At 46.1% G+C, this 15,613-nt stretch carries 12 protein-coding genes; 8 read left to right on the forward strand and 4 right to left on the reverse strand.

Features of this window, described 5'->3' with window-relative positions:
* The first annotated feature begins 37 nt into the window (after window positions 1-37).
* On the forward strand, window positions 38-568 hold the full coding sequence (locus tag ACYJZR_RS07030; RefSeq protein ID WP_025502838.1) for a 3'-5' exonuclease: 531 nt from the start codon (window positions 38-40) through the stop codon (window positions 566-568).
* A gap of 185 nt (window positions 569-753) precedes the next feature.
* Here the strand turns inward: ACYJZR_RS07030 and ACYJZR_RS07035 are convergent, their stop codons facing one another.
* From ACYJZR_RS07035 to ACYJZR_RS07045, 3 genes are all read right to left on the reverse strand, one after another.
* Window positions 754-1,194, reverse strand: a complete 441-nt coding sequence (locus tag ACYJZR_RS07035; RefSeq protein ID WP_069540870.1) for a tellurite resistance TerB family protein — start codon at window positions 1,192-1,194, stop codon at window positions 754-756.
* 88 nt (window positions 1,195-1,282) lie between these two features.
* Window positions 1,283-3,232: an alkaline phosphatase D family protein gene (locus ACYJZR_RS07040; protein ID WP_406966333.1), complete on the reverse strand. Its 1,950-nt coding sequence runs from the start codon at window positions 3,230-3,232 to the stop codon at window positions 1,283-1,285.
* Between the two features lie 9 nt (window positions 3,233-3,241).
* On the reverse strand, window positions 3,242-3,592 hold the full coding sequence (locus ACYJZR_RS07045) for a VC1380 family protein (RefSeq protein WP_025505285.1): 351 nt from the start codon (window positions 3,590-3,592) through the stop codon (window positions 3,242-3,244).
* 280 nt (window positions 3,593-3,872) lie between these two features.
* On the opposite strand from ACYJZR_RS07045, the gene ACYJZR_RS07050 reads away from it, so the two are divergent.
* The 6 genes from ACYJZR_RS07050 to ACYJZR_RS07075 all read left to right on the forward strand — a co-directional run bounded on the left by ACYJZR_RS07050 (window position 3,873) and on the right by ACYJZR_RS07075 (window position 10,776).
* Window positions 3,873-5,153, forward strand: a complete 1,281-nt coding sequence (locus ACYJZR_RS07050; RefSeq protein WP_228777689.1) for a MipA/OmpV family protein — start codon at window positions 3,873-3,875, stop codon at window positions 5,151-5,153.
* A 488-nt stretch (window positions 5,154-5,641) separates the two neighbouring features.
* Complete coding sequence (locus ACYJZR_RS07055) at window positions 5,642-8,089, forward strand: DmsA/YnfE/YnfF family dimethyl sulfoxide reductase (RefSeq protein WP_461715864.1); 2,448 nt, start codon at window positions 5,642-5,644, stop codon at window positions 8,087-8,089.
* A complete protein-coding gene (locus ACYJZR_RS07060) occupies window positions 8,089-8,718 on the forward strand; it encodes a DMSO/selenate family reductase complex B subunit (protein WP_140079777.1) in 630 nt (209 codons plus the stop codon). The genes ACYJZR_RS07055 and ACYJZR_RS07060 overlap by 1 nt, the downstream gene beginning before the upstream one ends.
* The gene (locus tag ACYJZR_RS07065; RefSeq protein ID WP_005483416.1) at window positions 8,718-9,569 is read left to right on the forward strand and encodes a dimethyl sulfoxide reductase anchor subunit family protein; all 852 of its coding nucleotides are present in this window, start codon (window positions 8,718-8,720) and stop codon (window positions 9,567-9,569) included. Before ACYJZR_RS07060 ends, ACYJZR_RS07065 begins: the two co-directional genes overlap by 1 nt.
* A gap of 111 nt (window positions 9,570-9,680) precedes the next feature.
* Complete coding sequence (locus ACYJZR_RS07070; protein ID WP_461715865.1) at window positions 9,681-10,292, forward strand: TorD/DmsD family molecular chaperone; 612 nt, start codon at window positions 9,681-9,683, stop codon at window positions 10,290-10,292.
* Window positions 10,279-10,776 carry a 4Fe-4S binding protein gene (locus tag ACYJZR_RS07075; protein ID WP_258519971.1) on the forward strand — a complete coding sequence of 166 codons (498 nt, stop codon included), beginning with the start codon at window positions 10,279-10,281 and terminating at the stop codon, window positions 10,774-10,776. The genes ACYJZR_RS07070 and ACYJZR_RS07075 overlap by 14 nt, the downstream gene beginning before the upstream one ends.
* 56 nt (window positions 10,777-10,832) lie before the next feature.
* Here the strand turns inward: ACYJZR_RS07075 and ACYJZR_RS07080 are convergent, their stop codons facing one another.
* Window positions 10,833-11,417, reverse strand: a complete 585-nt coding sequence (locus tag ACYJZR_RS07080) for an FMN-dependent NADH-azoreductase (protein ID WP_015296704.1) — start codon at window positions 11,415-11,417, stop codon at window positions 10,833-10,835.
* 185 nt (window positions 11,418-11,602) lie between these two features.
* Here ACYJZR_RS07080 and hrpA point away from each other — a divergent pair, with 185 nt between their 5' ends.
* Window positions 11,603-15,589 (forward strand): ATP-dependent RNA helicase HrpA, encoded by a 3,987-nt coding sequence (gene hrpA, locus ACYJZR_RS07085; protein WP_025636356.1) that lies wholly within the window; start codon window positions 11,603-11,605, stop codon window positions 15,587-15,589.
* Window positions 15,590-15,613 lie beyond the last annotated feature (24 nt).

Consider the following 15,613-nt stretch of genomic DNA (forward strand, 5'->3'; position numbering starts at 1 on the left):
CACCCTTTCAAATTTACGCTAGGAACCAAGACAAGCTATGAACCATAACCGTATCGTCTGCTTCGATTTAGAAATGTGCTGCTGGAGCGAGAATGGCGTCGGCCGTACGGGAGAGATCATCGAAGTAGGGTTAGCTGAAATAGATTTGTCTAAAGGCGAGATCGTCAAGCGTGCTCAATACTACGTGAAGCCAGAACATGATGAAGTGTCACTGTTTTGTGCCGATCTGACGGGCATCACGCCGCGTAAAATCGAAAAGCAAGGCAGACCATTGGCCGAAGTAATCAAATCTATGATTAAGAACTTTGGTGGTCGCAACAAGATTTATGCTTCTTGGGGACGTGACGATGTCATTCTTCTTGAAGAGTGTAAACAAAAAGGCATTGAAGCGCCGTTTACGGAATTCATCAATCTCGCGACGCTGTACCGTATTCAAAACCGTTTAAAAGACAAGCGAATTGGCCACCGAGCTGCGCAAGAAGCAAAAGGCATTGAGTGGGAAGGGCGTCAGCACTCGGGCTACGTGGACGCGCACAACCTAGCGAAGCTTGCGCTCACCATGCTGTAATTAATTCGTCATCCAATCATTGTTGTTTTGTCATGGATGTAGCTTAGTGTAGAAGCTGTCAAACACATTCATACCTTGACCAGTATTTTAATAACAATGTCGTTGGCTGAAGAAAAAACGCGCGTAATGCGCGTTTTTTTATTGGTAGAAAATGAGCATTGAGCACAAATTTTATTGCCACAGCGTTACTGTGATTGCAGTTTTGCTCGGATAAAATCGCTGTGGTCAACGTACAAGAGTTCTGCGGTTTTGCGAATTACGGCATCCTCAAGTGGGTCGATTTGTCCATCGGCATAAGCGACTTCCCACATGCTCTTAATCAAGTTGTAGCGAGTCTCTTGTGTGAGTTCTCGAAGCTGGGAAGTAAAATCGTACAAAGAGGTAGCGTCTTGCGTTTTTTCTTTTGCCTGAGCAAGTAACAGCTCCGATTCTTGCTCGTTTAACTCGAGCAACTTCATCAGTAAAGAACGCTTTGTGCTTTCTTCTTTTTCATCAATTAGATGATCCGCACCAGACACTTCACACAGCAGACATGCGATCGCCATGTTTGGCGACAGTGCATTGGTTTTGCTCAAATCCGAGCCGTCGATAAGTTGTTTGAACAACGAAGTAAGAGAATTAAACATAGTAAGCACCAAGCTGTTTTCTTTTAAGATGGTAATAGATACGGTAAATCTCAAGGTGTCGTATCAAATTTAGCACCGCACTGACAGGTTATTTTCCTTTATCTTCTGCGCGAGTTGGAGGGAAGTTAATCTCCTCTCCGTCGCTAGTCAGAATGCCGATGTGACTCGGTTTTCCTTCATCGTCCAAGCGTAACTCTCCGATAGCACTGTGATTAACCAAGCGATAAAAATTGTGAGTGCTTGGCGCGCGTTTGTAGATCTTCAAGCGTTTACGTTTCGTAAACCAGTTGAGAGGTGAACGCGGACTGTAAAGCATTCTGTCTAGGCCATCGCAGATCGTGAGCAGTTGCGTAGGAAATTGGTTTTTAATGCCGCTACAGGTGATTTGATAAATATTCGGGCTGTTTTTTCGATAACGCAATTTGATGTCATAGGCGAACGAGTAGTGAACGTCACCAGACAAAATCACAAAGTTGGTTGGTGTTTTGGTATGCGTAAAAATACTGATGAGCGTATTGGCACTGCCCGGATGCGCCATCCAGTTTTCGGCATCGACCATCAACGGTTTGCCAAGCATTGTTACCACACGCTGCAAGGCTTCAATGAATTTCACACCAAACATGGGAGCGGCAGAAACAATAATCACTTTGTCTTGATGCACCAGCTCTTGGTGGAAGTCAATCATCGCTTCCCAATCCATCAAACCCGATGGTTTATTCATGCGAGATTCAGACCGCCAGCGGCGAGTTCGTGTGTCGAGTACCACGACCTTTGGTGAAGTAGGGATAGTGTAATGCCATTCTTCGAAGCGATAGAGATGTTGAATAAAGGCATCTTGAGCTTGCGAAGAGGGCGCGTCGAAAAAGTGGTTCGCGTGTCGCCAAAACGTCTCGTTAAACTTTTCTGGCGCGTTTCCCCAGCCTTGGCAAAGCCAGTACGCGATCAAACTGTTGCCGATAATGCGTTTTGAGAAAGCGTTGCTGTAAGCCGCTTGTTCCCAGCCGATGGTTAAGTTCCAATCGTCGGTTACGTCGTGATCATCAAAGATCATATAGGTAGGTATATGCGCGAGTAGTCTTTGTACCTTCGCCAAACCTGCAACAAAGTTATCAATTTGGACTTTTTCATCGCGCCATTGCTGTTGCCATTTTGGTTCGAGAGTTTTTCCACCAACCGTGAATGCAGTTTCCAGCAAGCGGTCGCGTTTGATTAGATCCCAAAGGGTAGGTGACCAAACTAGCAGATACATCGCAAAGCATTCAGCGAAACTGATCAGGTGGTTTTCACACTCTTTCGCACTAAAAATGGGTGTGCCACGATGAGGGAACAGCTTAGTTAACAAACTACCATCATCGACATAATGTGGCAGAAGCTTATCGCGTCCATAGTAGCAATCTGGGTGTTTATACAGTGCTTTTGTATCTGCAATGGGCGCTTGCTCAAATTGCTCGTCTGGTAACCCTAGTAGCTTAACGACTTGCTCTATGGCGTCCAAAGTCGGCCCCGCTACGTGGTCTGCATAAATTTGGTCACCACTCATGATCAGCATGTCTGGTCGCTCATCAACACGTAAGCTAGCGACCTTTTCGTCTGCAGTGACTAAAGTGTCTTTACTAAAATGGTGAGGATTTCGACAAGAGCCATGAAGAACGTAATCGGCTTTTTCGCTGATCACAAACTCCAATCCTTGATGTGGATGTTGGTCTTGTTCATAGCTCAGATGTGGTAACAGCTCAGCCAATAGACCATCTTGAGTTTGAATTTGGTAGCGAAGCGGTTGATGAGTTGGGTAATCACCTTTAATGGCGAGTAAGCTTACCCACGCTCTCTGACCTATTTGGAGCTGCTGAAGTTCATCAAGTGATTGTGATGTGTATGCGTTGTGAGTGCTTGCATCCATTATTTCAACCACGCCTTTAAGAGGCTTGGTCGTCACTAGCCAAATGTTGATTTCAGACGCGGTAACTTTGCGCAGGACAGGCCCGGCAATAACAAGAGGAAGGGGAGTAGGTTCAGTATTGGTCAACGTTGTTGGCAAAGCGCTTCCTTATGTATCTGATTCTTCTTCTAATACTTCGATGACTTGAGAGCTACTAAGTTCATGTCCCATTAAGAACAAACCTAACATCGCATCCGCTTTTGATGCGTTGTCACTGTCTTCATCCAGAATTTGTTGTAGGCGAGTGCGGATCAAATCTATTTCATGATCGACAAAACCACGGCCTTCTTCGTCACCTTGTCCATCTTCAGGTGCGTTATCGAAGTGCAAAAACAGGAGCTCACCATCGAGCTTGGTATCCACTAATCTTTCAGGTAGCCAATCTTCTCCCATCACGATGTCTGGGTTGGAGTTAGACGGCAAATTATTGAGGATAGAGATAAGTTCTGATGCTTTCACGTTTACTTCGTTATGTTTAAGTTCAAGCTAAACCCATAAGTGGCTGCTTTTAATGATTTTTGATGACGACATGCCTAGATTACTGGCATAGTTCGTTGTTAGGTTAACAACGCACTGAGATTATGTTCATGCCAACGTATCAAAGTGCATGACGCGAACTGTCACGCACATGACAACGTTAAGTATTGTAACGGCTAATATCGAAAGAACATAAGCTTAATTCACTGATTTTCTCCATCAACTTTGATTAAAACCCATGAAGAGATTGAAACAAGCCACCATGATGCTTCCGCTCGCTGCGGCTGTATCAACGGCTTATGCAACAGATGAGCAAACGTGGGGCATTGCTGCCATGTATCGCACGGCCTCGATTCCTTTTTACACTGCTAACGATGACTCTACGGTGAGCACCTTCGTGCCGATGATGTTTTTTGAAAATGAACATTTGTACATTAACGGACTCGAGGGCGGCGCTTTTCTGTTTAACGAAGAGGATTCTGACTGGCGAGTGAGCGCGATTACGCGCCTTCGTTTTGTCGACATTCCTAAATCCGTTCAAAACGCGTTTGAAGGTGATCGCGTCGATTTTGGTGGCCAACTGCGTTATGACTTCAATGAAAACTGGCGCGCTGAAGTGGAATTGATGACGGATGACGAGTTTCAGTTCCACTCAAACTACAGAATTGCAGCAAATTACGAGCTGGGTGATTGGGAGTTCGAACCATCTTTTACCATCCGTTATAAGGACTCTGATTTCAACAGCGAGTATTACGCTTTCAAAGATGTGACAGGGGAAAGAATCGGTGCTGGCGCAGATGCTAATCTGGGCATCAAAGCGCGTTATCACGTGATTTCTAACCTCTATTTGTTGGGCGAAACCAGCGTGACGCGCTTAGACAACGAAGCTTACAAGAGCGGAATTGTCGAAGATCGTTACCAAGGTGAAGTGTTTGTCGGTTTCGGCTTCTTTAACGACAAAGGCAAAGAGCGAAAATCTGACCTTCACAATCGTCCATATTTGCGAATTGCGCACGGCTGGGCGACGCCTTCCAATATGGGCGACATTTTCAAGTTCAACGCTGAAAAGGATGAATACGATAATCAGCTCACTTCGTTTTTCTACGGACATCCGTTGACCGATGAACTGTTTGGTTTGCCTCTTGATATCTATTTAACGCCTGGTTTGGTTCACCATTGGTCGTCGGATATTCAGTCATCTAGTACCGAATATGTCATGGCGATTAAAGCGTATTACACCTTTAACTGGCCGACTCAATGGCGCTTTGGTGTTGCAGAAGGGATGTCTTACATCGATAACATCACCTATATCGAAGGTACAGAAATGGAAGAGAAAGGTTACACGCCAAGTAACTTGCTTAACTATCTGGACTTTTCATTGGATGTGAACGTCGGTGACCTGTTTAACCAAAAAGATTGGGAGAACATGTGGGTGGGGTATTCGTTACACCATCGCTCTGCGATCTTCGAAAACGCCTCTCAATTCGGCAGAATTAAAGGCGGAAGTAACTACAACACGATTTATTTCCAATACGAATTCTAAATACATTATTAAGCCCTGTAATCCTACAGGGCTTTTTTATTATCCAATGATTGATAACAATTACTATTTTTATTCATCTGTATTCTATTTTTTTATTTATATATTCAATTTAGATTAGTAAATATTATCTATTTTACCTAGCTCTGACCTATTCATATTTCATTAATAAAAAATCGCAAAATGAAATATAAGATTACGCATCGTGCCATTTATAAATTGATAGTGGTCAAACTTATTAGCCATTAAATCTACAAGGATATCGATAGTGGTTTCTTGTCTGGCTTTAGTTGCTCAAGGCCTGATAAGTAAAGCTTGATTAATAGATCTTAGAAATGTCACTTTGACCTCAAAGTGTTTTAGATATTTTCAATTCATGCCTATTTTGAAAATGCGATCTCTATATCTTATTTGTTTCTAATTAGTGTTCTTTTCCCACTTGTTATTAATTAAGCGCCCCTCCCAATTTTAAATGCACTTAGGAAAAAACCATGAGTCAAAATGGTAAGTTTAATATTACTCGGCGTGATGCTTTAAAGGGCGGTTCTGCACTTGGCGCTTTAGCGTTAGCAGGAAACGCGCTTTCTCTCCCGTTTGCAACTAAAGCGGTTGCCAAAGAAACGCCGGCAAAACCCAATGAAAAAATTGTCTGGTCGGCATGTACCGTAAACTGTGGTTCTCGTTGTCCGCTTCGTATGCACGTGGTCGACGGTGAAATCAAATGGGTAGAAACCGATAACACGGGTGATGATGTGTATAACCACAACCATCAAGTTCGTGCTTGTTTGCGTGGTCGCTCTATGCGTCGCCGTATTTACTCACCAGACCGTTTGAAATACCCACTTCTTCGTGTTGGTAAACGTGGTGAAGGTAAGTTCAAACGCATTACTTGGGACGAAGCCTTTGACCTCATCGGTGACAACCTAAAACGCATCATTAAAGACTACGGTAATGACGCGGTTTACTTAAACTACGGTACGGGTACCTTGGGTGGTACGGTAACTAAGAGCTGGGATCCGAGCGCGACATTGGTTGCACGTATGATGAACCTTTGTGGTGGTTACCTGAATCACTACGGCGACTACTCAGCAGCGAACATCGAATGTATGTCTGAGTACTTCTACGGCACTTGGGTAGACAACAACTCGATTGACGACGTACAAAACGCAGATCTTTGTCTGATGTTCGGTAACAACCCAGCCGAGACGCGTATGTCGGGCGGTGGTCAAATCCACAACTACGTGGACGCAAAAAATATTAGCCACACACGTACGATCTGTATCGACCCTCGTTACACCGATACTGCCGCTGGTCGTGAAGACCAATGGGTACCAATCAAGCATGGTACTGATGCCGCTCTTGTCGCTGCTATCGCAAATGTATTGATCAGCGAAGATAAAGTCGACCAAGACTTCCTTGACCGTTACTGTGTGGGTTACGACCGCAAAACACTGCCAGCGTCAGCGCCAGAAAACGGTAGCTACAAAGATTACATCATGGGCACAGGTCCGGATGGTATCGAGAAAACGCCAGAGTGGGCACAACCAATCACAGGTATTCCTGCTGATGTGATCTTGAAACTTGCGCGTGAAATCGGCGATGCAAAACGTATTTACATCACGCAAGGTTGGGGTTTACAACGCTCAGCAAACGGTGAGCAAGCGTGTAAAGCGATCATGATGCTGTCTCTGCTTCGTGGTCAGGTTGGTCTACAAGGTGGTGGTACTGGTGCTCGTGAGGGTAACCACTCTTATCCATTCCAACGCTTCCCGAAAGTGCCAAACCCAATCAGCGCTTCTATCCCAATGTTCCTTTGGACAGACGCGATTTTCCGCGGCACTGAGATGACCGATCTTACTGATGGCATCAAAGGTGTAGAGAAGCTGCAAAACAACATCAAGTTTATCTGGAACTATGCAGGTAACTGTCTGATTAACCAGCACTCAGACATCAACCGCACACACGACATTCTTCAAGATGAAAAAGCGTGTGAAATGATTGTAGTGATCGACAACCACATGACGTCTTCTGCGAAGTATGCCGATATTGTACTGCCAGACTGTACAACGTCCGAGCAATCAGATTTCTGTATGGATGGTGCGGCAGCGTCAATGCCTTACTTCATCTTTGCAAGCCAAGCGATTCAACCTCGTTTCGAATGTAAGCCAATCTACGACATCATGTCTGGCGTGGCGAAGCGTATGGGCGTGTTTGATGAATTTACTGAAGGTCGCACTCAAGAAGAGTGGCTGCAATGGATGTACGCTCAGACCGTCAAACAAAACAACGATCCAAACCTGCCGTCTTACGATGAGATGAGAAAACAGGGTATCTACAAGAAGCAGTTCGATCGTCCACATGTGGCGTTTGAAGACTTCCGTCGTGACCCAGAAGCGAATCCATTGCCTTCGCCATCAGGTAAGATTGAGATCTACTCAGAGACCCTCGCGAAGATCAACGAAGAATGGGAACTGGACGAAGATGAATCCATCACACCGTTGCCAGAATATGTTTCGACATTCAACGGCTGGGATTCGCCAGATCGTAAAGAGTTCCCACTTCAACTAACGGGCTTCCACTACAAATCGCGCGCGCACTCAACGTACGGCAACGTGGACATCCTAAAAGCAGCAGCGCCACAAGAGCTTTGGATCAACCCAGTCGATGCCGCTTCTCGCAACATTGATAACGGCGATTTGGTGAGCGTTCGTAGCAAGTTCGGCGAAATGAACGTTCGCGTAAAAGTGACCCCCCGCATCATGCCGCATGTTGTTGGCTTAGGTGAGGGTGCATGGTACGCACCAAACGCAAAAGGTGTTGACCAAGCGGGTTCAATCAACGTGCTGACAACACAACGTCCAAGCCCGTTGGCAAAATCGAACCCGAGCCATACCAACCTCGTTGAAGTGACGCTAATTAAGAAAATGGGGGCTAAATAATGAGCACAGCGAAGCAGTATGGCTTTTACATTGATTCAAGCAAATGTACCGGCTGCAAAACATGTCAGCTCTCTTGTAAAGACAACAAAGATCTGGGTATCGACCGTAACTTCCGTCGTGTTTACGAATATGTAGGCGGCAACTGGACAGAAGAAAACGGTGCGTTCCGTCAAAACGTGTTTGCGTACTACTTATCGATCTCTTGTAACCACTGTACTAACCCAGCGTGTACCAAGGTTTGTCCATCAGGTGCAATGCACAAGCGTGAAGAAGACGGCTTTGTTGTTGTCGATGAAAGCGTGTGTATCGGCTGTAAATCTTGTCACATGGCGTGTCCTTACGGCGCACCTCAATACAGCGAAGAAAAAGGTCACATGACTAAGTGTGATGGCTGTTATGAACGTGTCGTAGAAGGCTTAATGCCAGTGTGTGTGGACAGCTGTCCACTACGTGCGATTGAGTTTGGTCCAATTGATGAACTACGCGCGAAATACGGTTCAAACGCGGATGTGGCACCACTGCCAGATTCTCGCATTACGAGCCCGAACTTGATCGTGAAGCTAAATCCAAATGGTCGTCCAACCAATGACCGCACTGGTTTCCTACAGAATCCAAGAGAGGTGAAATAATGTTATACGAAGCACCATTAGTTGCCTTTACGGTTCTTGCTCAAACTGCGGTTGGCGCGCACTTAACGGTTAATGCGTTCGAGAAGTTCGGCAAGCCACCACGCGTGACAGAACCTCGTATGAACATCGCTCGTTTCGCTATTTTGGTTGTAATGGGCTTGGGTTTCTTGTTCTCCACCACTCACTTAGGTAGCCCACTTCGTGCCTTCAACGCATTAAACCGTGTTGGTAGTGCGGCGCTATCTAACGAGATCTTAACGGGCGCAAGCTTTCTGTCTCTAGCGGGTTTGTACTGGTTGCTGACGATTCTAAAAATCGGCAGCGAAGGCGTTCGCAAAATCGTGAACTGGTTGTCTATCGCGGTCGGCGTGATTTTCATGTTCGCGATGGCAAATGTTTACCAAATCGAAACGGTTCCAGCATGGTACTCACCAATGACAACGGTTGCGTTTTGGTTCACGGTTGTGACTTCGGGCCTGATGTTTGGTTACACGCTGATCAACGTATTGGACGTGACGGCTGAGAAAACTAACCGTCGCCTAATGTGGGCAGGTGTGAGTTTGATTGCGTTGAACCTAGCTTTCACAGTGATGCAAACCATTCACTTCGCAGGTATCTCAACCGCGATTCACAGTGGCTTAGATCAAATCACCATGCTATCTGGCTATGTTGCCGGTCATGTGCTGTTGCTTGTGGTTGCGGCGGGTCTTTGGGTATTCGCTGAGTTGTTTACCGCAGAAGGTCGTCAGAAGAACTTGCTGGTTATCGTGGCATTCGTTGCCTTGTTCGTTGCAGAGATTCTGGGTCGTAATGTGTTCTACGGTATGCACTTTACATCTGGTTTGTACTAATAACCGTGATTTGTGCTGATAACCAGTAACAGAGTGGGGCGAGTGTTCGTCCCACCTCTTTTCCGTTTTACTTAATCGAAGAATAAAAACACCAGTCATCAAAGGTACTTCATGCAAATTTCTCAACTTGAACCACAAGATACCAGCATCGTTCTTAAGCTGTTTGGTGCACTGTTTTACTACCAGCCTAAAGCTTACCCAGCGGCAAATCTCGATACGTTGCTGAGCAATACAGATACACCAATCGAAGCGCTTAATGACATGCTGCGCAGCTTTCAAAACGAGAGCGAAGAGGCACTGCAAATGGAGCACGATCGTATGTTTGCCGGTATTGGTGAGATGCCAGCGCCACCTTGGGGATCGGCTTATCTAGATAAAGAGGCGGTGTTGTTTGGTGAATCAACCATTGAATATCGTTACTTTTTGCAGCGTTGTGGCTTTGCTTTGGAATCGGACCAACGTGAGCCAGAAGACCAGATCGGCTTGATGCTGATGGTGTTAGGGATGTTGATTGAAACTGACCAACAACAACTGGCGGCTGAAATGCTGCGCGAACACTTGATGACGTGGTTTGGCTTTTTCAACAAACGCTTCAAAAAAGTGGTGACACTGACGCCTTATTCAAAACTGTCGAACCTTACTGAAGAATTACTTCAATCCCTGAGTGAACAATACCAAGTCGTTGTGCCAGCAAAGAGAGATTACTCGGATGCGCCAGTCTGAATCGGTTGATCTAAGCAAGCGGCGTTTGTTTTCGTTCCGTCGTGCGCCAGTTGAACAAGCTCAAGAGCCTCGTGTTAAAGCGAGACCTCCGTATGCGGTGGAAGAATCAATGTTCACGCGGCTTTGTGATGGATGCGGAGAGTGTGCCTCTGCATGTCCAAGCCAAATCATTGAAATGGTCGATGGCGTGGCCGCGTTAGACATCAGCTACTCAGCATGTGATTTATGCGGTGCGTGTAAGTCGGCGTGTCCTACATTGGCGCTTTCCAACCAAATAGAATCAACAGGCTTGATTGCAACTATCTCGAACAGCTGCGAAAACTTATACGGTTATTGTGGTAGCTGCGAGGACAGTTGCCCATACGATGCCTTGCAATGGCAAGACGATGCCAAACCCAAAATTGATGCAGCCAAATGCAAAGGTTGTGGGCAATGTGCGCAAAGCTGTTACACCAGCATGATCAGCTTTGACTTAAAACGATAAAAAAGGGATTGGCGTAAACCAATCCCTTTTCGTTTGTATTCTTTTTGTCGTTGAACTTATGCCATTGTGGCAAGTTGGCTTTGCGCTTCTGAAATGCCTTTCGATGCCGCATCCTCACCCATGTTTAGCGCCTCTGCGTAAACAAATTCCACATCAGTGATTCCTACAAAACCCAGTACAGTGCGTAGGTATGGCGTCACGTTGTCGGTTGGTGAATCTTTATGGATACCACCGCGCGTCGTTACTACGATCGCTTTCTTACCTTCAATCAAACCTTGAACGCCGTTTTCTGTGTATTTGAATGTCACGCCTGCACGAGCAATCAAATCAATCCAGTTTTTAAGCTGAGTCGGAATGGTGAAGTTGTACATTGGTGCAGCGATAACCAAAGTGTCTGCGGCCTTTACTTCTTCAATCAAGGTATCAGACAAGTCGACAACCGCTTGTTGTTCTTGTGAAAGATCTTCCGTTGCGCGAAGTGCAGTGGCAACGGCGAAGTCCAAAACTGGCAGTGGGTTTGCAGCCAAATCACGAACGGTCAGTTTGTCTTGGTCTACATTTTTGATGAAGTCTTCAACCAATTTGTTTGATTGAGAGTAATCGCCAAGGATGCTTGATTTTAGAGCTAGTACACGAGACATAATGGTTATTCCTTAAATAAGTGCTTTCGACTATGGGAGCCATTATAAGCAAGGCAAGTGAGTTCAAAAGCCTAGCGATTCGCTTAACATGTTCGAAAAAATTGAATGAGCTTTCGGTTATCTTGTTGCAGACCTTGTGTGATACAATCCGCGCAGTTTTTGTAATGAAAAGAATAGGAAACGCTTTGACTTCGTCACAGCCCCCAAAAAAGACCCCCGCTGAAGAGCAAGTGACACCGTCAAATGGTGCGCAAAAGGCGACAGCGAAACAAGCTCAAACACCTCAGGCTCAAGTGAACAGCGCGGCATCTCTGCGTAAAGCACTGAATCAGTGCATGATGCGCGACCGTTTTCGTTTGAGTAAAAGAATCTCTGGTGCAAGCAAAATTAAGAAGGACGCAGCGCGTAACGCTGTGTTTGATGAAATCGCATTAGACATTGCTAAATCGATGATGGTTGCAGAACAACGCAGCAACTACAAGCCAACGATTGAATACCCAGAAATCCTGCCAGTCAGCCAAAAACGCGACGACATTGCGAAAGCGATCGAAGAAAACCAAGTGGTTATCGTTGCGGGTGAAACCGGCTCAGGTAAAACCACTCAGCTACCAAAAATCTGTGCTGAGCTTGGTCGCGGTAAGTTCGGTCTGATTGGTCATACGCAGCCTCGTCGTCTTGCGGCGCGTTCGGTTGCGAACCGTATTGCCGAAGAGATGGAAACCAAACTGGGTGAGTTTGTTGGTTACAAGGTTCGATTCAACGACCAGATCTCTGAAAACACCCAAATCAAATTGATGACAGACGGTATCTTACTGGCTGAGATTCAACACGACCGTTTCTTGAATCAATACGACACCATCATTATCGATGAAGCGCACGAGCGCAGCCTTAACATCGATTTCATCTTGGGTTACTTGAAAGAGTTGCTACCACGTCGTCCTGATTTGAAAGTGATCATCACGTCGGCAACCATCGACCCAGAGCGTTTTTCAAAACACTTCAACAATGCACCAATTATTGAAGTGTCAGGTCGTACTTACCCAGTAGAAACGCGTTACCGCCCACTAAGTGGTGATGACGACAACGATCGTGACCAGCTTGAAGGTATTTTCGAAGCGGTAGACGAACTGTGTGATGAAGGTTTAGGTGACATCCTGATCTTCATGAACGGTGAGCGTGAAATCCGTGATACCGCGGATGCACTCTCTAAACGCAACCTGAAGAGCACGGAAATTGTGCCGCTTTACGCGCGCTTGTCGGCGGGTGAACAGAACAAAATCTTCCAACCGCATGCTGGTCGTCGAATTGTACTGGCAACCAACGTAGCAGAAACCTCGTTGACGGTTCCGGGCATCAAATACGTGATCGATCCGGGTACGGCGCGTATTAGCCGTTACAGTTACCGTACTAAAGTACAACGCCTTCCAATCGAGCCAATTTCTCAGGCGAGTGCGAACCAACGTAAAGGTCGTTGTGGCCGTGTGGAAGAGGGTATCTGTATCCGTCTGTACTCAGAGGAAGATTTTGAGTCACGCCCAGAGTTTACCGACCCAGAGATTCTGCGTACCAATCTAGCGTCGGTTATCTTGCAGATGACGGCACTTGGCTTGGGCGACATTCAAGCGTTTCCATTTGTAGAAGCGCCGGATAAACGCAACATCCAAGACGGTGTTCGCTTGTTGGAAGAGCTTGGTGCGATTAACGCCGAAGCGAAGGACGCGAAAAAACGCTTAACCAGCATTGGTCGCCAATTGGCTCGCTTGCCTATCGACCCGCGTCTCGCACGTATGGTTTTGGAAGCGCCAAAATATGGTGCACTAAAAGAAGTGATGATCATCGCAGCGGCATTGTCGATTCAAGATCCGCGTGAGCGCCCTTCAGACAAACAACAATCGTCAGATGATAAACATCGTCGTTTCTTCCATGAAGAGTCGGATTTCCTGACATTTGTGAACTTGTGGGATTACATCCAGAAGCAGCAGAAAGCGTTGACGGGCAACCAATTCCGCAAACAATGTAAGCAAGATTACTTGAACTACTTGCGCGTACGTGAGTGGCAAGATGTGTACTTCCAGATTCACCAGTCGATGCGTGAAATGGAATTCAAACTTAACGATGAGCCTGCGTCTTACCATGGCGTACACAGTGCGATTCTGGTTGGTTTGTTGTCGCACATTGGTATGAAAGACCAAGAGAAGAATGAATACCAAGGCGCGCGTAACGCTCGTTTTCATATCTTCCCGGCATCGGGGCTGTTCAAGAAGCAACCTAAGTGGATCATGTCGGCTGAGCTGGTGGAAACCTCGAAACTTTGGGGTCGCATCATTGCCAAGATTCAACCGGAGTGGATCGAGCCATTAGCCAAGCACCTTATCAAGCGCAGTTACAGCGAACCGCATTGGTCGAAGAAACGTGCGGCGGTGATGGCGCACGAAAAAGTCATGCTTTACGGCGTGCCAATCGTACCGAAACGTTTGGTGAACTACGGCAGTATCGATCCTACCGTTAGCCGCGAAATCTTCATTCGTAGTGCATTGGTTGAAGGTGAGTGGGAAACCAAACACGCGTTCTTCAAGCAAAACCGTAAGCTTTTGCAAGAAGTGGAAGAGCTTGAACACAAATCTCGTCGTCGTGACATCTTGGTGGATGATGATGAGCTGTTTGATTTTTATGACCAACGCGTTGGTACCGAAGTGGTGTCTGGTAAGCATTTCGATACATGGTGGAAAAAGGCATCGAAAGAAAACCCGGAACTGCTGAACTTTGAAAAAGAGATGCTGTTCAAGGGTGATGCTAGTCATGTCACCGATTTGGATTACCCGAACTTCTGGCATCAGAATGGTTTGAAGCTCAAGTTGAGTTACCAGTTTGAACCGGGTGATGATAGTGACGGTGTAACCGTACACTTGCCATTGCCAATTTTAAACCAAGTCGAACCAGCAGGTTTTGACTGGCAGATCCCGGGTTTACGCCATGAGCTTGTGGTGAGTTTGATTAAGTCTCTGCCGAAGACAATTCGTAAGAACTTTGTGCCTGCACCGAACTATGCGGATGCGTTTTTAGCACGCGTAACACCAATGGAAGCGCCTCTGCTGGACTCGCTAGAAAAAGAACTGCGTCGTATGACGGGCGTAGAAGTGCTGCGTGAAGATTGGAACTTAGAACAGGTGCCTGAACACTTGAAAGTCACGTTCCGCGCAGTTGATCACCGAAATCGCAAGTTGAAGGAAAACAAAGATCTTCATGAACTGAAAGAAAGCTTGAAAGACAAGGTTCAAGAAACGCTTTCCAAAGTCGCGGATGACGATATCGAACAACAAGGCCTGCATACGTGGAGCTTTGGCGAACTGCCGAAAGTGTATCAACAAAAACGTGGCGGCTACGATGTAAAAGCGTATCCGGCGCTTGTTGATACTAAAGACAGCGTTGAAATCAAACTCTACGAAACTGAATTTGAGCAGATCACCGCAATGCGCGCTGGTCAGCGTCGCTTAATTTTGTTGAACGTACCGTCGCCAATTAAATATTTGCACGCAAACTTGCCGAACAAATCGAAGCTGGGTCTGTACTTTAACCCTTACGGCAAAGTGCTTGATCTGATTGATGACTGTATTGCCTGTGGTGTCGATAAGCTTATTGAAGAGCAGGGCGGCTTGGTTTGGGAACCTGAGAAGTTTGAAGCGTTGAAAGAACACGTTCGCGCTGAACTGGGTGATACCGTGGTGGAAATTGCCAAACAGGTAGAAACCATTCTGACGACGGCTTTCAACATCAACAAAAAGCTGAAAGGCAAGATTGATTTCACCATGGCGTTTGCGTTGTCGGACATCAAAGCGCAAATCGAAAGCTTGATTTTTAAAGGCTTTGCAACGGAATGTGGCTGGAAACGTCTGCCTGATATTCTTCGCTACATGCGTGCAATTGAGCGCCGCATGGAGAAATTGCCGATCGATCCGAACAAAGACCGTTTGCACATGCTTAAAGTGGAATCTGTCACCAAGGATTACAAAGAGTTGCTGAATAAGATCCCGAAAGGGATGGTGATTCCAGAAAATGTGAAAGAAATCCGCTGGATGATTGAGGAGCTTCGAGTGAGCTACTTTGCTCAACAATTAGGCACTCCATATCCGGTTTCTGATAAACGAATCAAAAACGCGATTGATGCTTGTTAATCAACAAGTAAAATGGCGCTGTGG

The organism is Vibrio sp. RC2502 (assembly GCF_054850435.1).